We start from the raw sequence: 23,113 nt of genomic DNA on the forward strand, positions 1-23,113 counted from the left end.
GCCTACCGTTTTGAAAGTTGAAACTAAGCTGCTGGGGTCTTTCTGGCTTTGATAATGCTGGCAACTGCGGCGATAGTAATTGAGGAAACAATCACAATTAGTGAAGTGGTCGTATCAATCTCAGGGGCCCATTCAATGTGCTGACCGTTATTGATAAATGGCAACTCATTTACGTGCATTGCGTGAGCGGTCAGTTTGACACCGATAAACGCCAAGATGAAGGCGATGCCGTATTTCAAGTACTCGAGTCGGTCGATGAGATCGCCGAGCAGGAAGTAAAGCTGGCGAAGACCCATCAGGGCGAACACGTTAGCGGTAAACACAATGAATGGGTTCGTCGTGATTCCGAAAATTGCCGGGATTGAATCGAAGGCAAAGAGAACATCGGTTGCTGCAATCGCAATGAAAACAACCAGCATTGGGGTGAACATCTTGCGACCATCGACCACGGTTCGAATTTTCGAGCCATCAAAATCGCGCGAGAACTCGATGTGTCGGCGTAGGTAACGGATTAGTTTGCTCTCGGTCTCTTCATCAGACTCGTGTGAGCTGAAGGCTTGACCCCAAGCGGTGTAGACCAAGAAAGCGCCGAAGATGTAGAAAATCCAACTGAAGTTTTCGATCAGGGCGGCGCCAATCAAAATAAAGATTCCGCGAAGAATTAGCGCCAACACAATACCGATCATAAGCACTTCCTGCTGGTATTTTTTTGGCACACTGAAGCGATTCATGATGATGACAAAAACAAAAAGGTTGTCGAGACTCAAACTGTATTCGGTGAGCCAACCGGCATAGAACTGGCCAGCCGGTTCGGCTCCTGCAAACCAGAAAATTACGAGTCCAAAAAGAATTGCCAATGCGGCGTAGAAGCCTATCCAAAGGGTTGATTCGCGATTCGACGGGATGTGAGGTCTGCGGGCGATGATTAAGACGTCGAAGATAAGGATTCCGACTAAAACAATCAAAGATGTAACTTCGAGCCAAAATGGCAACAGGTCGCTCATAGGTCAAAAGTTTAGAGGGTCGGCGCCTTAGAAAAGTGGTCAAACACCATGTTTGTTCGGGTGGCGGCGACCGTCGGATTATTCGAGAGATTTTCCAGCACGAACTCGCGCACCTGATCGCTGGTTTTTGCTGCCAGGTGAACGATGAAATCCTCTTGTCCGCCAAGAAAGAAAACTTGGATTACATCAGGGTGTGCGCTCATCTGCGCCATGAAGTCGGCAAGGTGCGCTCTTGCCCCGGCGCGCAGGGTTACCGAAATGAGCACCTGGTTGGAAAGGCCCACCTTGCGACGGTCAAGTTTCGCGGTGAAACCGGTGATGATCTTGTTGTTGACCAAATTTCGAACCCGAGTGATGCAGGTTGATTGCGCGATACCGCAAGCGCTGGCTAGTTCAGCGTTGCTGATTCTGGCGTTTTCGCTGAGCTGATTCAGAATTTGGCGATCGATGTCGTCTAGGACAACCTGAACATTCTTCGATTGGCTGGCTATTTTTTGGGTCATTTGTGAACATCCTTTGAATTTATGACTAAAAATCGCATAATCTTCGAAATTATTCTGCTTGTAATGAATTTACTGCACTATTAGGTAGAAACATTGCGAGCAGGGAGCGGCCATGATTGTTGGAATTCCAACCGAGATTAAGAACAACGAAAACCGAGTAGCAATCACCCCGGCTGGAGTGCACGAGTTGGTGCGACACGGTCACAAAGTTTTGGTTCAAGCAGGTGCCGGTTTAGGCTCGGGTTTCAGTGACGTTGACTACTCAACCGAAGGCGCAGAAATTGCTGCAAATGCGGATGAGGTCTGGGCTCAGAGCGATTTGCTGCTCAAAGTTAAAGAGCCGATTGCCGCCGAATATTCAAAGATGCGCCAAGGGCAAGTTCTATTTACCTACCTGCACCTAGCCGCATCACAAGAATGCACCGATGCAATTTTGAAGTCTGGCACCACCGCAATTGCTTACGAAACTGTTCAACTCGACAATCGTCAGCTGCCGCTGCTGCAGCCGATGTCTGAAGTTGCTGGCCGCCTGTCGGCTCAGATTGGTGCCTATCAGCTGATGAAAAACGCCGGTGGTCGCGGAGTGCTTATGGGCGGAGTGCCAGGTGCACCAAAGGCAAAGGTTGTCGTCATTGGCGGCGGCGTCGCCGGCGAACATGCAGCAACTATGGCCTTGGGTATGCAGGCCGACGTTACCGTCATCGACATTTCGCTGCCAAAACTTCGTGAGCTTGATGCTCGTTTCAACGGCGCAGTAAAAACTCGTGTTTCGACAGCCTACGAAATCGCGGCAGAGCTTCGCGATGCCGATCTAGTTATTGGCTCGGTTCTAATTCCTGGTGCTAAGGCTCCAAAATTGGTCACCGATGCCATGGTGAAGGGTATGAAGCCAGGCTCGGTCTTGGTGGACATTGCTATCGACCAGGGTGGTTGTTTTGAAAACTCAAAGCCAACTACCCACGACAACCCAACCTTCCAGGTTCACAACAGCACCTACTACTGCGTAGCAAACATGCCGGGTGCAGTGCCTGCAACATCAACTCGTGCGCTGACCAACGCCACCCTGCCATACGTGGTGGCAATTGCTAATAAGGGTTGGCAGAAGGCGCTCAGCGATGATGCTGCACTGGCTAAGGGCCTAAATGCACACGCCGGAGTCTTGACTAACAAGCTTGTTGCTGACGCGCTGGGTATGCAGTCAATTAGCGTTTCGGAGGCTGTTTCTGCATAGACTTTCCCTAACGGGGGAAAGACATGACAGTTTTGGTTCCTGGCAGGGCCACTTTAGTAAGCACTCAGCTATTAGCTGTCGGTTTGGCGGCTCTTGGAATCGGCGCTGTTGCTGGCTATTCGGCAATTCCAACCACCCTTGACTCCGGCGCTGTTTTGGTGAAAGGTCCACGAGGTGAAACCGGGCCGATGGGCCCTACCGGCCCTCCTGGGGCCGTAGGTGCCGTTGGCCCGCAAGGTCCTCAGGGCGTGGCAGGACCCACGGGGCCGCAGGGTCCAACTGGCGCTGATGGAGCACCGGGACAAGCTGGCCCGATCGGCGAAATTGGGCCTGCAGGAAACGATGGTGCACCTGGACAACCAGGACCTTCGGGTGCCATCGGCCCGGCAGGGCCTACCGGTGACACTGGGCCAATGGGTCCTACTGGGCCGCAGGGTGAGACCGGCCCACAGGGCCTGGCTGGCCCTCAGGGTATTCAGGGAATACAGGGAATACAGGGCGAAATTGGGCCAATGGGTCCAACCGGCATCGTCGTAGCTACTTCGCCACTGCAGTACAACGCTGACACGAGAACCATTTCACTCGACCTTGATGCGTTTGAGCGGTTAGGCTCTCTCGACTATCTGCAATTCAATACTTCCTCTACGGCTGAACGTCAGCCCGGTCGGCTGGTGTGGAATGACGTTGATGGCACTCTAGATTTGAGGCTGAAAGAAAATCTAGTAACTCTCCAAATTGGTCAAGAATCTGTGCAGGTGGTACTGAACAATACCGGTGGAACTCTGCTGAACGGCCGCGCTGTAAGGGTAACCGGATCAAGTGGCGGTCGAATGACGGTTACGCATGCTGATAATTCGACTGTGATCGGCTCAACTGGTGTGATAGGCGTTTTGACCGAAGATATCGAACCAAACACCGTGGGCTATGTGACCACCTATGGTCTTGTACGTGACACTAACACTTCAAGCTGGGCCGCGGGCGCACCGCTGTATGCGGATGGTAGTGGAGTTTTGACCGATGTGCGACCGGTGAATGGTCGAGTAGTTCAAATTGGCTATGTTGCCCAGTCAGATGCCACGAACGGAATTATTTACGTGAATCCCATGCAAAATTTTGAGCCGCCAATCGGTGGCCCTTGCCAGGTTCCAGGTCAAACGGGCTTGGGGACTTACGCGTGGCACAACCTCACTGGTCAACGCTGGATAGTAGTTTGTGATTACTAAGAAAGAGACAAAGATGGCACACGAACCGCAATTTAGATTTACCTCGGTAACAACTCGAATGGTGATGGTCACATTTGGCATTTTCATTTCAGCATTTGTCTGGCTGGTAGTCGCGACCTATCCCGGGTTTTTCCTGTTCAATCCTTTCGCTGTAGAAAATAGCGCTCGAGCTGCAGTCTTGACGTTAACAACAGTTGGTTGGATAGTCCTCGCTTTGGCACCCGTTACCATCTTTAGTTTTTATGCGGCTGGATACCGCAATTCTTTGCGTGCCCTTCCAATTGCGGCTCTAATCTGGCCTGTTTCTTTAGTGGTGAACCACATCAGCTTATTTATTCAAGACGGCAAGATTTACACCGGCTATCTACTGGACTATCCCATTTTTATCGCGACCGACATTTTATTACCGGTGCTGCTGGTAACCATCTGGTTTGAATTGCGGCATCCAGCCCATCCAGTGCACAAACATTTGGCACCAAAGTCTTAGCCTATTTCGGCTGCTGTTGCGTAATGCAGTGGATGCCGCCGCCGCGAGCAAATAACTCGATTGCCGGCACCAAAATTATTTCGCGCTGCGGATAAACCTGTTCCATAATCTTTTTGGCAACCTCGTCGTTTTGGTCATCGAAGGCACAAAGAATTACCGCACCGTTGACGATGTAGTGGTTGATATAGCTATAGTCGACGAAGCCCTCATCGTCGGTAAGTTTTTTGGGTGCCGGCACTGCGACCAGTTTGAAATCTCCGGCAGCCGTCAAGGTCTCATATACCTCGCGACTCACCTCAAAATCTGGGTGGCTCGGGTCTTGCTGATCGTGGTAAAGAATGGTGTCTTCCGAAGCGAAGCAAGCCACAATATCGACGTGGCCGCGAGTGCCAAATTCGTCATAGTCACGGTGCAATCCGCGTTTTAGCCAGATGGCCTTAGAGGTTCCAAGTTTTTGATGGATTTCTGCTTCAACCTCAGCTTTGCTGCTAGATGAATTTCGACCCTGACCAAGCTGAACCGTTTCGGTCAGCAGAACAACCCCCGCACCATTAACGTGAATGCCGCCGCCCTCGTTTACCAGCCAAGAGTCTTGCACCGCGGTTTTGCTAAGTTCGCCGATTTTTTCGGCCACAAGCTCATCAAAGTTCCATTTAGCCCAGCCTTGAGCGCCCCAGCCGTTGAAGATCCAATTAACTGTTACCAAGTGACCGAATGAATCTTTAACGAATGTTGGACCAATATCTCGCATCCAAGCATCGTTTAGCGGCATTTCAAAAATTTGAACCCGCGGATCAAGAAAAGCGCGCGCAATCGTCTCGTCACCGGGATTTACGCACATCCAAACCGGTTCAAAATCGACGATGGTGTTCGCGACTTTTGCCCAGGTTGACCTAGCTGCTTGAGCATCAGCTTCGCTATCGCCCAAGGTATAGCCGTTAGAGGGCCAGGCCATCCAAGTTCCGCTATGCGGCTCCCACTCCGCCGGCATCCGGTAGGACATTAGTAGTTGACTCCGGCAATTCCGCCTTCGATTCCGTCGCCGTTTGCCGAGCGCGGGTTAACCACTGTTTCGACTAGAGCATCGTAGGTATCTGGTCGGCGCGTGGCTAGGAATGGAAATAGGTCTAGCCAGTCGCGACGCTGGTCAAGATCGAGTTCGGCAACCAAGACTTCGTCGGTGTCGCGCTCAGCTCGAGCCAAGATGCGGCCATACGGATCGACAATAAAACTGCTGCCATAAAAATTGAGCGCACCCTCGTTTCCCCAGCGGTTGGGCACCACAATGAACAGTCCGTTGGCGATCGCGTGTCCGATGATGGTCTGCCGCCAAAGTGGTTCGGTGTCAAAGTTGGGGTGATCTGGCTCAGAACCAATTGCGGTTGGGTAGGCCAAGATCTCAGCGTTGCGCAGGCTGTAGTTGCGGGCAACCTCTGGAAACCACTCATCCCAGCAGGTTGGTAGACCGACATTTGCACGAGTATTGGCAAATTCAATTTCATAAACCGGATAGGGCTCACCGCTTGCTGGACCGGGCGCAAAGTACTTGTCTTCGTAGTATCCGGCGGTAACAGGGATGTGCAGTTTTGGCGTTCGCGCCACAATCGCACCATTTGGTTCAACCAAAATCGCGCAATTTAGCCCGCGCCCATCTGGTTGCATATCTTTTTCAAACAGCGATGCGTGAATTAGGATGTTGTGTTTCGCGGCGGCGGCAGCGGCGAAACGGTGGGTTGGGCCACCATCCAAAATTTCGGCTGTTGCGACCGGGTCACCTGCCGGAAGCTGGTCAGCTGGGTATCGGCTCAAAGTCAGTTCAGGCAGAAAGACAATTTCGGCACCGGTTTCGGCGGCTAAGGCAATTCCCTCGTTTAGCTTGGCAATATGCTCGGCGGCATCCTCGTGCCATCGTGTTTGAACCAGGGCAACCTTCAGTGGCGCTCGTTCAGCGGGTTTTACGCGACTTAGTGATGGTAGAGCTGGGGCGATGGTCAGTTTCATTTGTCCTCCATGCTGTTCAAAATGTCGACAATAAGTTCTTGACTGGTTAGCGGGTTCACAATTGCGAATCTGGCATTTGGACGGCCGGCATGCGAGCTGGGCACCACAAATGCGATTTGGTTGTTCAGTAGCCGATCTGACCAAGCCTCATAATCAGCTAAGGTCCAGCCGTTGCGCTCAAAAACCACCACCGACAACTCTGGTTCGCGAACGAGGGTTAGAAAGTCGCGTTTGACAATTTCGTCACGAGCAAACTTCGCAAGTTCAATGTTCTTGGTAACTGCTTCGCGGTAAGTTGCGACTCCGTGTGTGGCTAGCGAGAACCACAGCGGCAGACCGCGCGGCCGACGAGTGAGATTGATTGCATAGTCACTCGGATTGAAATCACCCGAGTCAGTCAGAGTGTCAAGATATTCACCGTGCTGCGCATGTGCCGCCCTAGCTATCTCAGGGTTGCGGTAAATCAGGGCGCAGGCGTCGAACGGCGCGAACAACCACTTATGCGGATCGACAATAAACGAGTCAGCTAACTCAAGTCCGGCAAAAAGGTTGCGGGTTAGTGGGCTGAGCATGCCAGCCAGACCGTAGGCACCGTCCACATGAAACCAGAGGTTGTGTGCCTTGGCTAGTTGGCCAATCTCGTCAAGTCGATCAACAATTCCAAAGTTTGTCGTTCCTCCGGTGGCAACTATGGCAAAAAGCCCTGAAGGTTTGGTCGTAAGCATTGCTGAAACTTCGGCGTGCCCGATTCGCCCATCGGCCGCAACTGGGATGGGCAGCAGATCTATGTCCATAACTCGGGCAGCGGTTTTTAGCGACGAGTGTGCTTCACTGCTGCAGGCAACAGCAAACCGATTGGGTAGCGGCTGTCCCGACTTTAAAAGTTGCTGCCGATAATTTTCGCGAGCGGCAACCAGAGCACTGAGGTTGCCCAGGGTTCCGCCTTGCACAAAGACACCACCAGATTCAGCGGGTAAGCCAGCTTCTTTGGCAAGCCAAGACAAAACCTGATTTTCGGCGTAAACGGCGCCGGCGCCCTCAAGCCATGAACCCCCGTAAATACCGGATGCCGAAACCACCAAATCGAAAAGCTTTGATGCTTCAGTTGGTGCACACGGGATGAAAGACAGGTAGCCGGGGTGGTCGGTTGAAATGGTGGCCGGGGCTAAAACCTGCTCGAAAATTTTGAGCGCTTCTAGTCCGCCCAGGCCATCCTCGGTGATTGTTTGACCCGCCTGCTGCCAAAGCAGCTCAGGGCTTGCGGTGTTATCTAAGGGAGCTGGTTCATAATTCAGCCTTGTTCTGGCGTAGGCAAAAATTGCCTCTCTGAGATCTACTGTTGCGTCATTGACCCGGTGCACAACATGAGCCTAGCGGCGAGACCTTCTTCTGACGAAAGACACGGCGAAGCCAACAACCGAAAGCAGTAGCAGCGCCCAGCTGGCAATCCGCCGTTCTTCGGCAATAGCTTGGCAGGAAGTCCAACCGACTTCGGTACTGACCGGGCAGTTTCCCGGATTGAAAAAACCAATAATCGATGCAATCAAGACCACGATGCTGATTGTGGCCAACATCGCCATTGAATTGTTTGCAAATTTTGACATTTAGTTTTGGGGTTTTTCTTCGCCTGCCGCAATTTCGGCGCGAATTTCATCCATGTTCAAACCCTTGACCGCAGTGATCAGCTCATCGAATGCCGGAGCCGGCAGTGCACCTGCGCGGTTGTATAGCAAGACACCGTCGCGGAAAACCATCAGTGTTGGAATTGAGCTGATTCCAGCCTGTGCGGCTAGGCTCTGCTCGGCTTCGGTATCAACTTTGCCGAAAGTGATTTCTGGGTAAGTCTCTGAAGCTTTTTCAAAAACCGGACCAAATTGGCGGCAAGGACCGCACCACTCGGCCCAAAAGTCGACGATAGTGATTCCGTCTTTATTGGCTTGTTCGAGAAATGTAGCTTCGGTGAGTTGAATACTGGCCATGGTTAGTCCTAAGTTTTGCGTTCGGCCAATGGTGTGGCTTTTGCTGTTTGGGCGATCAAAATTCCTAGTAAGACTAACAATCCGCCCAGCATTTGTAATCCCGAAATATTTTCTGAAAGCCAGAGCAACCCAAATAAGAATGCAAACACCGGTTCGGCGGTTGAAACCACACTTACGACAGTAGCGCTCACGTGTTTTAGGGCGGTGAAACTCAGCATCATGGGCATGAACGAGCCCATAACCCCCAGCCAGACAAAGGCAAACCAGCCCGGAACGGTAATCGCGGCCAGATTTGCAGTCAAGTTGATCGGTTCAGAAAATTTGGCCGGATCGAAATTCCACCATGGGCTAAAAATCAGCCAGAAAATGGTGGAAACGCTCATTGTGTAAAACATGGTCGACATCGGTGATCGATTCAGTGCGGCGCGCTCACCCATGATGAAGTAGGCACTGAGTAGAAAAGCCGCAGCAAAGGCAAAAGCCACACCGACTGCATCGAGGCCACCATTCCAAATTTGGCCAACAATCACCAAACCGCCAATAACTAGGGCCACACCGATCCACAACTTGCTTGAAGTGCGCTGCTTGAACAGCAACAGTGCGGCAATGGGCGTGATAATGATTGCGGTGTACTCAAAGAGCAGGGCAATACCCACCGGAAGTCTGGAAACCGCATTGGAATAGGCCCACTGCATCAGCGCGATACCAAAAATTCCAAAGCCAACCAGGAACGGCAGCTCGCGAAGCTTTAGGGCAAAATCTTTTCGGTTTTGGATTAGAACAACCAACCCAGCAATCAGGGCTGCGGCAGCCGATCTAAACAGCACAATTGAATCTGGGGAGATTCCGCTGGCCATAACCACCTTGCTGGTGGATGCGTTCAATCCAAAGAGTAGCGCGGCGAAAAAGGCAAGAATCACGCCCAGGGTTGGGTTTTTTGAAATCACTTATTTAGGCCAGTTCCGTGTATCGCGTATTTGTCAATCTCGGCAAGTTCGCCAATCCCCAGCGGCTTGGCCTGCGCCGCGGCCAGGTTTTCTTCCAGTTGAGCGACACTGCTGGCGCCGATTAGGGCAGAGGTTACCTGGGGTTTGCGCAGAACCCAACTAATCGCCAATTGTGAGAGGGTCTGATCTCGTGCCGCGGCAATTTCGTTGAGTTTACGAGCCTTCTCAAGGTAATCGAGACTGATTACTTCGGGGTTCAGAAATTGCTTTTTACTGGCCCTCGACCCGTTGGGGACAAACCCTTCTAGGTATCTCGACGAAAGTAAGCCCTGGGCTAGGGGAGAGAAGACAATGCCGCCAATCCCTTCAACCCCCAGAGTGTCAAATAAACCACTTTCAGCAGTTCGGTCGAACATTGAGTATCTCGGCTGGTTGATCAACAGGGGAACACCATGGCTGGCCAGGATAGTTTTTGCTCTTCTGGTTTGTTCCGGGTTGTAGTTAGAAACTCCAACGTAGAGCGCCTTGCCTGACTTTACCGCGCTGGCCAAGGCACCCATCGTCTCTTCTAGCGGTGTATTTGGATCAAAACGGTGCGAATAAAAAATGTCAACGTAATCGAGCCCCATTCGCTTTAGGCTCTGGTCGAGAGATGCCAGCAGATACTTGCGTGAACCCCACTCGCCGTAAGGCCCCTCCCACATTTCGTAACCTGCTTTAGTCGAGATGATTAGCTCATCCCGGTATCTAAGAAAATCGCGTTTGAGGTGCTTACCAAAGTTGGTCTCGGCACTGCCGGCAACCGGGCGTCCGTAATTGTTGGCCAAATCAAAGTGGGTTACGCCCAGGTCGAAAGCACGACGAAGGATGGCTTTCTGATTCGAGAAAGAATCTTTGGCTCCGAAGTTGTGCCATAGGCCCAAAGAAATAATTGGCAATTGCAGGCCACTTCGGCCACAGCGCCGAAAAGGCATCGACTCATAACGGCTGGGAGCGGCGACAAAACTCATGCTCTCAGTTTAGGCTGGCTGCATGATTGAGTTTGTTTTGGGCGGCGGCTGTTTCTGGTGTTTAGATTCGGCCTACATGCAGTTGCGCGGAATCCACGATGTCGAGGTCGGTTACATGGGCGGGCGCTCGCTGAATCCAAGTTACGAGGATGTCTGCAACGGCGATACCGGACACGTTGAGGTTGCCAAGGTGATTTTCGATGAGCGGGTAATTCCAGCCGAGGTTGTTTTGGATGTCTTTTTTACCTTGCATGATCCGACGCAACTGAACCGACAAGGCCATGACATTGGTACTCAATACAGGTCAGTGATGTTTTACCAAAACAACGATGAATTGGCTCAATTTACAGCCGCAGTTGAGCGGGCCAAGCAGGTCTGGGGCGATGGGATTGTGACGGCTCTGGAGCCGGCAACTGAGTTCTACCGCGGTGAGGAATATCACCAAGACTTTTTTGCCAAGAATCCAGGGCAGGGATATTGCAACGCCGTTGTTTTGCCAAAAATGCTAAAAGTTCGGTCAGCTTTTACGCAGTACCTGCGCACCGAGTAGTTATCCACAGTTTAGGCACCCCCTCTGTTCCAGCCTGCTTTCTAAAGTCACACTTTGAATACCAAAAGAAAGGTATTCACATGACAGAGACAATCACGGTGGCTGGGTTGGTGGCCACCACACCAAGGCACCTGGTAACCCAAGACGGCCTGCCTATAACTTCTTTTCGCTTGGCTGCTGCGAATCGCCGTTTTGACCGCACCCAAAACCGCTGGCTCGATGGCGAAACCAACTGGTACACGGTTACTGGCTTTAGGCAATTGGCCATCAATTCGGCATCTTCAGTAAACAAGGGCGATCGAGTCTTAGTTTCAGGAAAATTGCGCATCCGCGACTGGGACAACGGTGAACGAGCAGGAACCTCAGTCGAGATTGAAGCCGAAACCATCGGTCACGACCTTACCTGGGGCACTAACAATTTCACCAGGACGATTCTGGTACGTGAAGACGAAAACAATTCCGAAAATTCGGCCCCCAGCCAAGATGGGAAACCCGAAGTTCTGAAAGAAAAGGCCGCTAAGGCCTAAGAATCCGACGAGCTCAACCCCTCGAGTTTGTCGGCGTGCCCCACTCGGCGCAATAGCTAAGCCCTTGAGCTAAACTCAAGTTGCTAACTTGGCCGAGTGGGGTTTTCACGATCGGTCAACGACTTGAAAGTGATCTTCATAAATGGCTGAATTCATCTATCAGATGATTAAGGCGCGAAAAGCGCACGGCGACAAAGTAATTCTTGATGACGTAACTTTGGCGTTCTATCCCGGAGCCAAAATCGGCGTAGTCGGACCAAACGGTGCCGGAAAATCCTCGGTTTTGAAAATCATGGCTGGTTTAGATACCCCAAGCAACGGTGAAGCGCGGCTAAGCCCTGGCTTCAGCGTCGGCATGCTCATGCAAGAGCCGCCACTAGATGAAAACCTAACCGTGTTGGGAAACGTTGAACTGGCCGTAAAAGACACCAAAGCTAAGCTCGATCGATTTAATGAGATTTCGGCTCAGATGGCAGAACCGGATGCCGATTTTGACACCCTGCTAGCCGAGATGGGCCAGCTTCAAGAGGAAATTGACCACCTTGACGCCTGGGATCTTGATAGCCAACTTGAGCAAGCGATGGACGCACTGCGTTGTCCGCCAGGAGACACTCCAGTAACTCACCTTTCCGGAGGTGAGCGTCGCCGAGTGGCGCTTTGTAAGTTGCTTCTCGAAAAACCTGATCTGTTGCTCCTTGACGAACCAACTAACCACCTAGATGCTGAGTCGGTCCTCTGGTTAGAGCAGCACTTGGCCAAATATCCGGGTGCGGTACTGGCGGTAACTCACGATCGTTACTTCCTCGACAACGTCGCCGAATGGATTCTGGAACTCGATCGCGGTCGCGCCTATCCATACGAAGGCAACTATTCAACCTATCTAGATAAAAAGCGCGAGCGCTTGGCAGTGCAAGGCAAGAAAGATGCCAAACTGGCGAAGCGTCTAGAAGAAGAACTCGAATGGGTTCGCTCAAGTCCTAAAGCTCGTCAAACAAAATCAAAAGCTCGTTTGGCTAAGTACGAGGAAATGGCTGCTGAAGCCGATCGCACTAGAAAGCTCGATTTTGAAGAAATTCAAATTCCAGCTGGCCCGCGCCTTGGCAATGTTGTCATCGAGGCCAAAAACCTAAAGAAGGGTTTCGACGGTCGAAGCCTGATTGACGGGCTAAGTTTCACCTTGCCGCGCAACGGAATCGTGGGCGTTATCGGCCCGAACGGTGTTGGTAAGTCGACGCTGTTCAAAACCATTGTTGGTTTAGAACCGCTTGACGGCGGCGAGCTAAAAATTGGCGAGACTGTCAAAATCTCTTATGTTGACCAGTCACGAGAGGGTATCGACCCCGAAAAAACTCTTTGGGAAGTCGTTTCGGGTGGCCTCGACTACATGCAGGTCGGAAATCAAGAGATGCCGTCACGCGCCTACGTTGCTGCGTTTGGTTTTAAAGGCCCCGATCAGCAGAAACCGGCTGGCGTTTTGTCTGGTGGAGAGCGAAACCGCCTCAACCTCGCACTCACCCTAAAGCAGGGCGGAAACCTTTTGCTGCTCGACGAGCCAACCAACGATCTAGATGTCGAGACCTTGGGTTCGCTTGAAAATGCGTTGCTAGAGTTCCCTGGATGTGCTGTTGTGATCACTCACGATCGCTGGTTCCTAGACCGCGTTGCCACCCACATTTTGGCCTATGAAGGCACCGATGAAAACCCAGACCAGTGGTACTGGTTCGAAGGAAACTTTCAAGCCTACGAAGAAAACAAAATTGCCAGACTGGGGCCAGAAGCGGCTAAGCCCCACCGCTCTACCTACCGTCGACTAACTCGCGATTAGTTAGCAAATAAAAAAGGGCCGGATAACTTCCGGCCCTTTTTTATTGCAGAAATTGTTTACTGTTCTAAAAGCTCTTTGATGGCAGCTTCAAAAACCTGGTTGTGGACGTCGATGTCTGCCTTGGTGGTTGTCGGGCACATTAGTGCCATGTTGTGGAATGGTGTCAGGAGCACTCCTCGGTTTGCCAGATAGAGATGCAAGAAGTCTTCGAGCTCGTAATCTGCAGCCTCATGCGCGGCAGTGCCGTTTTTTGGGTATGGCTTCGCAAAGCGATACTCAGCGCGTGCACCAAGCTGGTTGATTGACCAATTCAGTTGATACTTGTCAAACAAGGCATTCACTCCGTCGGTGAAGTACGTTGCCAAATCAATCATTTTTTCGAAGTTGTCTTTGGTAAGCACGTTTTCTAGAGTGGCGCGCATGGCGATGACCGAAAGTGGATTTCCGGCCAGTGTTCCGCCCACACCGCCCATGTCGATAAGGTCTAGGTCCGTTCTGGCTAGCACTCGATCAGCAAATTCAGCGCTGAGCCCGTAGGCGCCCGTGGGGATACCTCCGGCAATCGCCTTACCGATGACGAAAACATCTGGTTCAAGATTGTCTCGCATCGTCATTCCGCCCCAGCCGGCCGAAAATGTGTGAGTCTCATCGATGATCAACAGTGCATCGTACTTGCGAGTTAGCTCACGAACTCCTGCCAGATAGCCCGGCTCCGGAAGCACAATTCCAATATTGGTCATTGCTGGCTCCATCAGCACCGCAGCGACATCGCCGTTTCGAAGCTGCTCTTCCAAGCCGACCAAGTCGTTAAATTCGGCGACTCTCGACGTCATGGTTACATCTACCGGAGCGCCCACGTTACCGGGGCGGTCCATTCCCTGCCCGTCTGGGCCTACCACAATAAGAGATTCGTCAACCGAACCGTGATAGCAGTAGCTGTTGAAAAGAATCTTCGGTTTGCCGGTGATTGCACGGACCAGGCGGATCGCCCAGCGGTTGGCATCCGTTGCAGTAAGCGAGAACGACCACTTAGCCATGCCAAAACGCTCTGAGAGATTTGCGGCAACCCACTCGGCGTCTTCGGTCGGCATCATCGTAGTTACGCCACCCAAGGTTTTCACTCGACGTTCAACCGCGTCGACGACTTCGGGCGCAGAGTGGCCGGCCATGGCACCAGTGTCACCAAGGGCAAAGTCGATGTACTCATTGCCATCAATGTCCCAAATTCGGTTACCCACGGCACGGTCGAAATAGACCGGAAAACCGCCGGCCTTCTTGTTCATCCAAGTCATGGGAACGCGACCAAAAAGGTGATCGGCTCGCTCATAGGCTGCCTTTGATTTTTGGTTTCGCGCGGCAAACTGCTGCTGTTCGCGCTCGTTGAGAGTTGCTAATTTTTGACGATTAATCATTTGAATCAGTGCCAAACTGGGTCCCCCGCCGACTCTTCAATGAATCGACTACTGCCCGAACTCCAGAGGAATTGGTTTTTATTTTGCCATGACAGGCACGCGAACCATACCCTCTTGGGCAACCGTGGCGACAAGTTGGCCACCGCGATTGAATATTCGGCCAAGAGCGAGACCTCGCCCACCTTGCGCGCTCGGAGACTCTTGCACGTATAGCAGCCACTCGTCTACTTTTGCAGGGCGATGGAACCACATCGCATGATCCAGGCTGGCGGTCTTCACGCCTGGATGTGACCAAGAAATTCCGTGACGCCGGTAGATGCTTTCCAGGATGGAGTAGTCGCTGGCATAGGCCAAAGCCGCTGTGTGAATGATTTGGTCAGCCGGGAGTGGCCTAAGCGACTTTATCCAAACGGCTTGATGTGCAACCTGCTCGGACTCAACGGTGAAATAGATTGCCGAAGGTATGTGTCTGATATCAAACGGCCTGGCTTTGGCCCAATATTGCGCAACTGGATGGGGATTGTCGCCGATTAATTCGGCAGCCGAGGGGAGTGTTTCTGGGTCTGGGATGTCTGCAGGAAATGCCTCTTGATGTTCCAGTCCAGTGTCTGACTCTTGGAAGGAGGCAATCATCGAAAATATCGCCTCGCCCTTCTGAAATGCCTGGACTCGCCTGGTGCCGAAAGAGCGACCGTCGCGTAGGCGATCGACCGAAAAGGTGATTGGCAGATCCATGTCTCCGGGTCGCAAAAAGTAGCCGTGCATCGAGTGCACCGCGCGATCGGCCACAGTCCTAGACGCTGCTATTAGTGCTTGGGCAAGAACCTGTCCACCAAATACTCGGCCGTGAGGCATCCACTGTGATGGGCCTACAAAAATGTCCTCGGTCGTTCTTGCGCCCTGATCATCACTTAGATCGAACGCGTGCAACATCTGTGCGACTGGGTCGCTCGGAAGTGGCAGATTCAATTCGACTCCTGACATTGAACTTGGATTTTTAAGGCTAGTTTAGACAGGTCATGGAAAAGCATTTTGTGTTACCCGATCAGCAAAGCCTGCTCGACATGCAGTCATTTTTGACTCGCGCCAAACGACTCGACTCCGAGGGAATGGTCCGATTCCGAGCTTTTGGGAGTATTTTGGCAAGTTACGTCGCCCCAATTTTTTCGGGCAGTCTGATGGATGCTGGCCCCACAGTGCTTGGTCTGCGAACCACCGAACTTTACCAGGAAGTTGAGCTTGACGTTGTTGTTTCGATTTCGGCTGTTCTCGATCGAATTGCCAAGTTGAGCGGGCGAACCGATGGGCCAGTAAAACTTGAGTTGCCTCTGCCGCAACGGGCTGTCTGGGCAGGTATCTCGCCACCGCGCCAAGGTTGGGTGCAAACCGGCACACTGAATGAAACCAAAATCACAAATATTGCACGAGAGGGAATCGCTGAGGTAGCTGCCGCACTTCCCGAGTCGGTGGGTGGCCCAATTGCCGCTCGCATCCGCGGTGAAATTTGGGGCCGTGGCATAGATCTTGAATCGAAACTGCCAACCGGTGCTGCTTTTGTCGCGGCAGGATTAGGGTTTTTGACCGAAAACGAAGAAGTTGGCGTTTTTCAAACCGATGGCTGGGTGCGACTAAGTTCGATGCACGGTCACGTGTTGGCCAAAGCCGCGATTAAGTTTGCGTCTCTATAACTTTGCTTTTACCGATTGCTAGTCGTCGAAAGTGTTTAGCATCGCGGTGGCTGCTCTATCTAGATAGCCCCAGAGTTGAGCCTCAGCGAGCGGACTTAGCGCCAAAGAATCGACAGCAACACGCATGCACCTCAGCCATCGTTCACGAGCGTCTGGGTTGATCTGAAAAGGTGAGTGCCGCATTCGCAATCTAGGATGACCGCGCAACTGCTGATAGGTGGTGGGCCCACCCCAATACTGTTCCAGAAACATTCTCAAGCGTTCTTTTGCCGGTTCTAAATCTTCTTCGGGGTACATCGGGCGTAGAACTTCATCCTCGGCTACCTGCTGGTAAAAAACTGTCGCCAACTTGTCGAAAGTTTCGCTGCCGCCAACCTGTTCAAAGAAATTTCCTTCAGCGAAGTCACCGCCGGGCTTTCGAATTCGAACCGATTCGACTCGACCAGCATCCTCAAATCCGTTAGCCACGAGTATCTCGGCTCAAATTGACAGAGATTTTTGGAGCCGTAGAAGAAAGCTCAATCTTTGCCTTATCGAGAGAGTTTTTGATGGTTGATCGAAAAATGCGGCCGGCCAAATCTTGTTCGCCCGGTTTCAGCTGCTGGGTGACTCGGAAGACTAATTGGTCTCCGCTGATCGCTTCGAGCCCCCAGACCTCTGGTGCACCGATGAGTCGGCCGGAAAGTTCTTCACTTTGCGCGGCTGATTGACAGGCTTCAGCGATTACTTTTTTAGCCTTATTGATGTCAGAATCTGCTGAAACCGCAACGTCGAGAATCAGGCGCGACCATCCCTGCGACTGGTTACCGACTCGCAAGATCTCTCCGTTACGCACGTACCAGAGAGTTCCTGAGGCATCTCTCACCTGGGTGACCCGAAGCCCCACCGACTCAACGACGCCACTAGCTTGCCCGAGGTCAACGCTGTCGCCAACCCCGAATTGATCCTCGAAGACAATAAACAGTCCCGAAATTAGGTCTCGAACCAAACTTTGAGCACCAAAACCGACCGCGGCCCCAACAATTCCGGCACCGGCGATGAGTGCACCGACGGCAATACCAAATTCGCTTAGCAGCAGCGAGAGGGTGACTAGCGTGATGCCCCAGGTGATGAAGTTACTTAGCACCGAACCAATCGTTTTAGCTCGTTGACCAATGCGCGCCTTAGTTACCGGTGAGTCATCCTCAGCTTTTTTGCTTCCGCTTGAAATCGTCGAGACAATCCTTTTCACCGAAGCAAGCAGCATGAGTCGCAGCACAACCGCGAGCAACAGGATGATTCCGACCCGCACCAGAGAACCCCAGTCAGTCCAGAATTCAACCAACCAGTTTGGGATTGCGGTCAACGACATTAATTCTCGCTATCTTTTTGCTGCGCACGAAGGGCGCGCTCGACATTGGCCTTGCTCTCCAGCAAAATTCGGCTCAGTGCCGGAATCTGCTGCACTTGAGAGTCTTGCAGTTTGGCCGCGGTCAAAGCAACCAGCTCATTCGATGCCAAACCTGTCGGGTACAAATTCTCGATCAGGTATTCGGCGATTTTGAAGGTGTTGTTGTTCCACAGTTCGAGGACAGCCTCAAAATAGGGAGCCACAAAAGGTTCAATCAGTGAGTCATCCAGCGTTCTGCCAAAGGCCAAGCTGCCGGCATCGACCAAGACGTTCGAAAGCGACTTATCCGTGGTGAGTTGCTGCCATATTGCCTTCTTGCTCTCGGCAGTAGGAATAGCGGCTCGTGCCGCGATTGCCGCGCGCTGGCCATTAGACGTGTTGTCTTTGGCGAGCATCTGGTCGATGTCGGTTGCGGTTTTTCTGCCGCCGACGACAAGACCGGTTAGTAACTCCCAAGCCAAATCGGTATCGATTTCCAAGCCGGATAGTTGCAGTTTTTGTGAAAGAAGTTTTTCGAGCGCGTCGAAGTGTCTATCTGCGCAGGCAAACTGCGCGAAAAACTTAGCGAACTGAAACTGCGAGTCTGACCCGGGTTTTGCCAGCGTGGCTAATTCGAGCAATTCATCGGCAACTCGCGCAACTTCGGCGTCGCGGTTTTCCGGTGCAACAAACTGTTTCGCGGCGATCAGTAGTTGACGCAACAAAGTCAGTACCGTGGTTGATTCGGTTTCAAACGCGATGTTGTTTAGCACCAACTGGATGAAGTCGCGAGCTGGAGTTTCAGCATCTCGAGTTGCATCCCAAGCAGCACCCCAAATGAGGCTGCGAGCGAGGGAATCATCAATCTTGCCTAGATTCTCGATCGCAAATTTCCAGGATTTCTCATCCAGTCGAATTTTGGTATAGGCCAGATCGTCATCGTTGAGCAAAATCAGATCTGGTAACTCTAGGCCAACTGCCTCGGTCACCATGGTTTGAGCGCCATCAGCGTCAAGTTCGATTCGGTTGGTACGAATGACCTTGCCATCGATCAGGTTGTAGAAACCCACCGCCATGCGGTGTGGGCGAATTGTCGGCTGTTCTTTGATAGCCGTTTGCATAATCGCAAAAGACTTGATCACCGAGCCATCGGTCTCAATTGCAGGCTTCATCGTGTTTACTCCGGCGGTCTCCAGCCATAGGGCCGACCACTCACTCAAATCTCGACCTGAAACTGCCTCAAGTTCAGCCAAAAGATCTTTCAGTTGGGTGTTGCCCCAGGCGTGCTTCTCAAAATACTTGGCAACACCAGCCATGAATTTGTCTTGACCAACCCAGGCAACCAGTTGCTTCAAAACCGAAGCGCCCTTGGCGTAGGTAATGCCGTCGAAGTTCACTAGAACATCTTCGAGATCTTTGATTGACGCGACGATTGGGTGGGTAGAAGGTAGTTGGTCCTGACGATATGCCCAAGATTTTTCTAGCGAGGCAAAGGTGGTCCAGGCGCCGTGCCATTCGGTGGCTTCAGCGGTGGCCAAGGTAGATGCGTATTCGGCAAATGACTCGTTTAGCCATAGGTCGTTCCACCACTCCATGGTGACGAGGTCGCCAAACCACATGTGGGCCAGTTCGTGCAAAATTGTCACAACGCGGCGTTCACGAGTAGCGTCTGAAACTTTTGAACGGAAAACGTAATTCTCGGTAAAGGTGACGCAACCGGCATTTTCCATGGCCCCAGCGTTGAATTCAGGTACAAAAAGCTGGTCATATTTTTCGAAGGGGTATGCCAGCTTGAAATTGCTTTCAAAAAATTCAAAACCTTGGCGGGTCTTCTCGAATATGTAGTCGGCATCCAGATACTCGGCTAGCGAGGCCCTAGAAAATACGCCAAGCGGAATTATGCGGCCGTCCGACGAGGTGAGTTCGCTTCTCACCTCGTGGTATGGGCCAGCAACTAGCGCTGTGATGTAACTGGAAATCTTTGGCGTGGTTTTGAAGACAAATCGAGCGTTGCCAGCTGAGAGTTCTTCTTTGCTTGCCAAAGCCTGATTGGAAATTACTTTCCAACGGCTTGAAGCTATTACCTCAAAAGTAAATTCAGCCTTTAGGTTTGGCTGCTCAAAGACAGCAAACATGCGTCGCGAGTCAGGAACTTCAAACTGGGTGTATAGGTAGACCTCTTGGTCGACAGGGTCGACGAATCGGTGAAGGCCTTCGCCGGTGTTCATGAAAAAGAAATCGGCATCAACCACTAATACGTTTTGCTCTTGAAGGCCTGTTAGTGCAATGCGGCTGCCGTCAGCGGCACTTTTGTCGATTGAATTGCCGTTGAGGGTAAGCGAGTGAACTTCAGCGGTGATTGCGTCGATAAAAGTGTCTTTCGCTCCGGCTAGGGCCGAAAAGTGAACCGTTGTTTTTGAGCGAAATGTCTTTTCGTTGGCAGTCAAATCAAGCTGAACCAGGTAGTTCTGCACCTGAATTTTTGCTGCGCGTTCGATTGCTTCAATTTGAGTTAGATTTTGGCCAGGCAATTCGATCTCCGAGTCTGTTAGTAGCCCTATTAGCCTAACCAAGGCAAGCGGGTGCGATAATCGTAAAATGACCGGCATCTTGACCTCCGCACCCACTTCAGTGAGCCAGAGCTTGATGCTTGCGGAAATCGGATTGCTGCTGCTTGTTCTCGGAGTTTCCGCCTTCTTCGCATCAAAATTCAAATTCTCAGTGGTGCCGGTTTATCTGGTACTCGGACTAGCTCTTGGCGAAGGTGGGCTAGTTCCGCTCAGTTTGAGTGAAGAATTTCTCACCACCGGTGCTCAAATTGGGGCAATTCTGCTCTTGCTGCTTTTGGGGCTTGAGTATTCCGGGCCAGAACTGGCTTCGGCAATAAAAAAGCGTCGTTCAGTTGGCGTAATCGACTTTCTGGCCAATGCCATTCCAGGTGCCGCGGTCGCTCTAGTGCTGGGCTGGGGTTTCATCGGCGCCATTTTGCTGGGTGGAATTACCTACGTAAGTTCATCGGGAATCGCGGCGCAGCTCATCCGCGAGTCGGGTTGGCAAAGATCAGAGCTTTCGAGGCGCGTTACTTCAGCTTTGGTAATTGAAGATCTCGCGCTGGCGCCTTACCTACCGCTACTCACTGCGTTGATTTCTGGCGCCAGTGCTATGACCGGCCTAATCTCGGTCAGCTTGGCGATTGCCATGACAGCCCTTGCCCTAGTAGTTAGCTTCAAAGGTGAAAATGCGCTAGGTAAAATTCTGAACACTCAGTCGCCTGGTGCTTTGCTGCTCACAGTGTTCGGTGCAGCGCTGGCGGCGGCAGGTGCCGCCGAACTAGTGGGTTTCTCATCCGCGGTAGCTGCGTTCTTGGTTGGTTTGGTGCTCACCGGCGAGGTCGCCAATACTGTGCGTGGCCGACTTGCGCCGCTTCGAGATTTGTTTGCCGCCATCTTCTTCTTGTTTTTCGGTTTGGGGGTCAATCCGATCGACATTCCTGCGGCATTGCCACTCGCGCTGTTACTGGCGGTTTTGGGCATCGCCGGAAAGATGTTCACCGGATGGTGGCTCGCGAAAGACATGTCCGACTCGATGGCCTGGTACCGGGCCGGAGCCTTCCTGATTCCACGCGGCGAGTTTTCCATCGTGATCGCCGCCTTGGCAGCGCAGAGCGCACTGGGTGGGCAAATCCAAACAGTCACACTGACCTATGTGCTTTTGACAACAGTTGCATCATCGATTGTGCTGCGGCTTTTCAGAAGTAAATTTGAGGCCTAAACAAGGAAGAAAAATGCGAGTACACATTGCCACCGACCATGCCGGTCTCGACCTAAGCCACTACTTAATCGAGCAATTACATCAGCAGGGGCACGAGGTTTTCGACCACGGGCCAACCGAGTATGACCCTCTCGATGACTACCCAAGTTTCTGCATCAATGCGGCACTTGCGGTAATGGCCGACCAACAGGCACAGGTGTTCTCGCTGGGTATCGTTCTAGGTGGGTCTGGAAACGGTGAGCAGATTGCCGCCAACAAAGTGAAGGGCATTAGGGCTGCCTTGGTTTGGAACGAGGCTACCGCTCGCCTTGCGAGAGAGCACAACGATGCAAACGTGATTGCGGTTGGGGCCCGACAGCACACCAACGACGAGGTGCTTCGGCTAATTGAAATCTTCTTAGCTGAGCCGTTTAGTCACGATGAGCGCCATGCACGCAGAATCGGCAAAATCGCAGCCTACGAAAACACCGGAGAAATTCTCTAAGTGCCAGAAGGTCACACCGTTCATCGAAGTGCGAAACAGTTCAACAAGTTATTCGCTGGTTCACCGCTGAAGGTTCACTCGCCGCAGGGCAGATTTCAAGAGGATGCCCGTTTAGTCGATGGACGGGTTCTTGACTCAGCCAGCGCAATTGGAAAGCAGCTTTTCCTCCAATTTGAAAACGAACTCGTGTTGCGAATCCATTTAGGTATTTACGGAAAGTGGAGCTGGCAAAGTTCTGCTGAAGGAGAATTTTCCGAACCGCAGGGGCAGGTTAGAGCCAGATTTGAAAATGGTACGCACCTTGCCGACTTGCGCGGACCAACCGCTTGCGAGGTGCTTACCCAAGAGCAACTACAGCCAATTTTCAACCGGCTCGGGCCAGATCCGTTGAACCGAGACCCGGACGGCATGGCCAAGCAACAATTTGTTGAAAAGATCAAGAAATCTAAAAAATCGATTGGTTTGTTGCTGATGGATCAGTCCGTCGTGGCCGGTATCGGCAACGTCTATCGCGCCGAACTGCTTTTCAGGTCGCAAATAAGCCCATACCGGCTCGGTAGCAGTCTGACCGGGCAAGAAATCGAAGCCATCTGGGATGATGCCGTTGCGTTGATGCAGGTCGGCGTCAAAACCGGCTACATGATCACAAGAGACGAGCTGTTCACAAAGCGCCCGACCAAAGCCGAGCGCAATTTTGTTTATAAGCGGGAGGGTTTGCCCTGTCGGAATTGCGGCGCAAACGTGGCAATCGACCTTATGGCGACAAGAAAGTTGTATTTTTGCCCTAACTGCCAGGGCGTCTAACTCAGAGCGGATGACGGGAATCGAACCCGCACCATCAGTTTGGAAGACTGAGGCTCTACCATTGAGCTACATCCGCATGGCGTTGAAACCTTTTTTAGATTTCGAACAACACCACCCTATTCTATGGGATAGACTGACCGAGGTCGTTTTCGAGAAAACAATGATTTTCTTGAGAAATCCACCGGGATGTAGCGCAATTTGGTAGCGCACCTGTTTTGGGTACAGGGGGTTGCAGGTTCAAATCCTGTCATCCCGACCACCGGATGGTGGCCCGCGTAAAGTACGCGGGCCTTATCTT

24 protein-coding genes and 2 tRNA genes are annotated in these 23,113 nt (G+C 52.1%); 11 read left to right on the top strand and 15 right to left on the bottom strand.

The window, feature by feature from the left end:
* Positions 1-23: 23 nt before the first annotated feature.
* Together A4Z71_RS02585 and A4Z71_RS02590 are read right to left on the bottom strand one after the other, a co-directional pair.
* Positions 24-1,004, bottom strand: a complete 981-nt coding sequence (locus A4Z71_RS02585) for a TerC family protein (RefSeq protein WP_070954404.1) — start codon at positions 1,002-1,004, stop codon at positions 24-26.
* An 11-nt stretch (positions 1,005-1,015) separates the two neighbouring features.
* Positions 1,016-1,507, bottom strand: coding sequence for an Lrp/AsnC family transcriptional regulator (locus tag A4Z71_RS02590; protein WP_070954405.1), 492 nt, complete (start codon positions 1,505-1,507; stop codon positions 1,016-1,018).
* 112 nt (positions 1,508-1,619) lie between these two features.
* On the opposite strand from A4Z71_RS02590, the gene ald reads away from it, so the two are divergent.
* The 3 genes from ald to A4Z71_RS02605 are packed head-to-tail and all read left to right on the top strand — an operon-like array spanning position 1,620 to position 4,448.
* On the top strand, positions 1,620-2,738 hold the full coding sequence (ald, locus tag A4Z71_RS02595; protein WP_070954406.1) for an alanine dehydrogenase: 1,119 nt from the start codon (positions 1,620-1,622) through the stop codon (positions 2,736-2,738).
* A gap of 23 nt (positions 2,739-2,761) precedes the next feature.
* A complete protein-coding gene (locus A4Z71_RS02600; RefSeq protein ID WP_070954407.1) occupies positions 2,762-3,961 on the top strand; it encodes a collagen-like domain-containing protein in 1,200 nt (399 codons plus the stop codon).
* Between the two features lie 13 nt (positions 3,962-3,974).
* Complete coding sequence (locus A4Z71_RS02605) at positions 3,975-4,448, top strand: hypothetical protein (RefSeq protein WP_145943892.1); 474 nt, start codon at positions 3,975-3,977, stop codon at positions 4,446-4,448.
* 1 nt (position 4,449) lies between these two features.
* Here A4Z71_RS02605 and A4Z71_RS02610 read toward each other — a convergent pair whose 3' ends face one another.
* The 7 genes from A4Z71_RS02610 to A4Z71_RS02640 are packed head-to-tail and all read right to left on the bottom strand — an operon-like array spanning position 4,450 to position 10,385.
* Positions 4,450-5,451, bottom strand: a complete 1,002-nt coding sequence (locus A4Z71_RS02610; protein ID WP_070954409.1) for an agmatine deiminase family protein — start codon at positions 5,449-5,451, stop codon at positions 4,450-4,452.
* Positions 5,451-6,449: a nitrilase-related carbon-nitrogen hydrolase gene (locus A4Z71_RS02615; protein WP_070954410.1), complete on the bottom strand. Its 999-nt coding sequence runs from the start codon at positions 6,447-6,449 to the stop codon at positions 5,451-5,453. The genes A4Z71_RS02610 and A4Z71_RS02615 overlap by 1 nt, the downstream gene beginning before the upstream one ends.
* Positions 6,446-7,810 carry a pyridoxal phosphate-dependent decarboxylase family protein gene (locus A4Z71_RS02620; RefSeq protein WP_070954411.1) on the bottom strand — a complete coding sequence of 455 codons (1,365 nt, stop codon included), beginning with the start codon at positions 7,808-7,810 and terminating at the stop codon, positions 6,446-6,448. The genes A4Z71_RS02615 and A4Z71_RS02620 overlap by 4 nt, the downstream gene beginning before the upstream one ends.
* A 9-nt stretch (positions 7,811-7,819) precedes the next feature.
* The gene (locus A4Z71_RS02625; protein WP_070954412.1) at positions 7,820-8,053 is read right to left on the bottom strand and encodes a hypothetical protein; all 234 of its coding nucleotides are present in this window, start codon (positions 8,051-8,053) and stop codon (positions 7,820-7,822) included.
* A complete protein-coding gene (gene trxA / locus A4Z71_RS02630; protein WP_070954413.1) occupies positions 8,054-8,428 on the bottom strand; it encodes a thioredoxin in 375 nt (124 codons plus the stop codon).
* A gap of 8 nt (positions 8,429-8,436) precedes the next feature.
* A complete protein-coding gene (locus A4Z71_RS02635; RefSeq protein WP_070954414.1) occupies positions 8,437-9,375 on the bottom strand; it encodes an EamA family transporter in 939 nt (312 codons plus the stop codon).
* Positions 9,372-10,385, bottom strand: a complete 1,014-nt coding sequence (locus A4Z71_RS02640; protein WP_084028393.1) for an aldo/keto reductase — start codon at positions 10,383-10,385, stop codon at positions 9,372-9,374. The genes A4Z71_RS02635 and A4Z71_RS02640 overlap by 4 nt, the downstream gene beginning before the upstream one ends.
* Positions 10,386-10,407: 22 nt before the next feature.
* On the opposite strand from A4Z71_RS02640, the gene msrA reads away from it, so the two are divergent.
* The 3 genes from msrA to ettA all read left to right on the top strand — a co-directional run bounded on the left by msrA (position 10,408) and on the right by ettA (position 13,287).
* Complete coding sequence (gene msrA, locus A4Z71_RS02645; protein ID WP_070954415.1) at positions 10,408-10,935, top strand: peptide-methionine (S)-S-oxide reductase MsrA; 528 nt, start codon at positions 10,408-10,410, stop codon at positions 10,933-10,935.
* Between the two features lie 80 nt (positions 10,936-11,015).
* Positions 11,016-11,462 (top strand): single-stranded DNA-binding protein, encoded by a 447-nt coding sequence (locus A4Z71_RS02650; RefSeq protein WP_070954416.1) that lies wholly within the window; start codon positions 11,016-11,018, stop codon positions 11,460-11,462.
* Between the two features lie 142 nt (positions 11,463-11,604).
* Entirely contained in the window at positions 11,605-13,287 is a 1,683-nt protein-coding gene (gene ettA / locus A4Z71_RS02655) for an energy-dependent translational throttle protein EttA (RefSeq protein WP_070954417.1), read from the top strand.
* A gap of 56 nt (positions 13,288-13,343) precedes the next feature.
* Here the strand turns inward: ettA and A4Z71_RS02660 are convergent, their stop codons facing one another.
* Together A4Z71_RS02660 and A4Z71_RS02665 are read right to left on the bottom strand one after the other, a co-directional pair.
* Positions 13,344-14,699, bottom strand: a complete 1,356-nt coding sequence (locus A4Z71_RS02660; protein WP_070954418.1) for a transaminase — start codon at positions 14,697-14,699, stop codon at positions 13,344-13,346.
* 78 nt (positions 14,700-14,777) lie between these two features.
* Entirely contained in the window at positions 14,778-15,683 is a 906-nt protein-coding gene (locus A4Z71_RS02665; protein WP_070954419.1) for an acyl-CoA thioesterase, read from the bottom strand.
* A gap of 35 nt (positions 15,684-15,718) precedes the next feature.
* On the opposite strand from A4Z71_RS02665, the gene A4Z71_RS02670 reads away from it, so the two are divergent.
* Positions 15,719-16,387: a DUF8185 domain-containing protein gene (locus A4Z71_RS02670; protein WP_070954420.1), complete on the top strand. Its 669-nt coding sequence runs from the start codon at positions 15,719-15,721 to the stop codon at positions 16,385-16,387.
* A gap of 18 nt (positions 16,388-16,405) precedes the next feature.
* Here A4Z71_RS02670 and A4Z71_RS02675 read toward each other — a convergent pair whose 3' ends face one another.
* The 3 genes from A4Z71_RS02675 to pepN are packed head-to-tail and all read right to left on the bottom strand — an operon-like array spanning position 16,406 to position 20,287.
* Entirely contained in the window at positions 16,406-16,810 is a 405-nt protein-coding gene (locus A4Z71_RS02675) for a globin (protein WP_070955216.1), read from the bottom strand.
* Positions 16,811-16,847: 37 nt separating this feature from the next.
* Positions 16,848-17,738 carry a mechanosensitive ion channel family protein gene (locus A4Z71_RS02680; protein WP_070954421.1) on the bottom strand — a complete coding sequence of 297 codons (891 nt, stop codon included), beginning with the start codon at positions 17,736-17,738 and terminating at the stop codon, positions 16,848-16,850.
* On the bottom strand, positions 17,738-20,287 hold the full coding sequence (pepN, locus tag A4Z71_RS02685) for an aminopeptidase N (RefSeq protein ID WP_070955217.1): 2,550 nt from the start codon (positions 20,285-20,287) through the stop codon (positions 17,738-17,740). Before pepN ends, A4Z71_RS02680 begins: the two co-directional genes overlap by 1 nt.
* 115 nt (positions 20,288-20,402) lie before the next feature.
* On the opposite strand from pepN, the gene A4Z71_RS02690 reads away from it, so the two are divergent.
* The 3 genes from A4Z71_RS02690 to A4Z71_RS02700 are packed head-to-tail and all read left to right on the top strand — an operon-like array spanning position 20,403 to position 22,815.
* Complete coding sequence (locus A4Z71_RS02690) at positions 20,403-21,527, top strand: cation:proton antiporter (RefSeq protein ID WP_158512771.1); 1,125 nt, start codon at positions 20,403-20,405, stop codon at positions 21,525-21,527.
* 13 nt (positions 21,528-21,540) lie between these two features.
* Positions 21,541-22,011, top strand: coding sequence for a ribose-5-phosphate isomerase (locus A4Z71_RS02695; protein WP_070954423.1), 471 nt, complete (start codon positions 21,541-21,543; stop codon positions 22,009-22,011).
* Entirely contained in the window at positions 22,012-22,815 is an 804-nt protein-coding gene (locus tag A4Z71_RS02700) for an Fpg/Nei family DNA glycosylase (RefSeq protein ID WP_070954424.1), read from the top strand.
* Between the two features lie 5 nt (positions 22,816-22,820).
* On the opposite strand, the gene A4Z71_RS02705 is transcribed toward A4Z71_RS02700, so the two are convergent.
* A tRNA-Gly gene (locus A4Z71_RS02705) sits at positions 22,821-22,891 on the bottom strand.
* A 106-nt stretch (positions 22,892-22,997) separates the two neighbouring features.
* Between A4Z71_RS02705 and A4Z71_RS02710 the strand changes: the two genes are divergently transcribed.
* Positions 22,998-23,074 (top strand) — tRNA-Pro (locus tag A4Z71_RS02710).
* Positions 23,075-23,113 lie beyond the last annotated feature (39 nt).

The sequence above is a fragment of the Candidatus Rhodoluna planktonica genome, from assembly GCF_001854225.1.
GTDB classification, from domain to species: domain Bacteria; phylum Actinomycetota; class Actinomycetes; order Actinomycetales; family Microbacteriaceae; genus Rhodoluna; species Rhodoluna planktonica.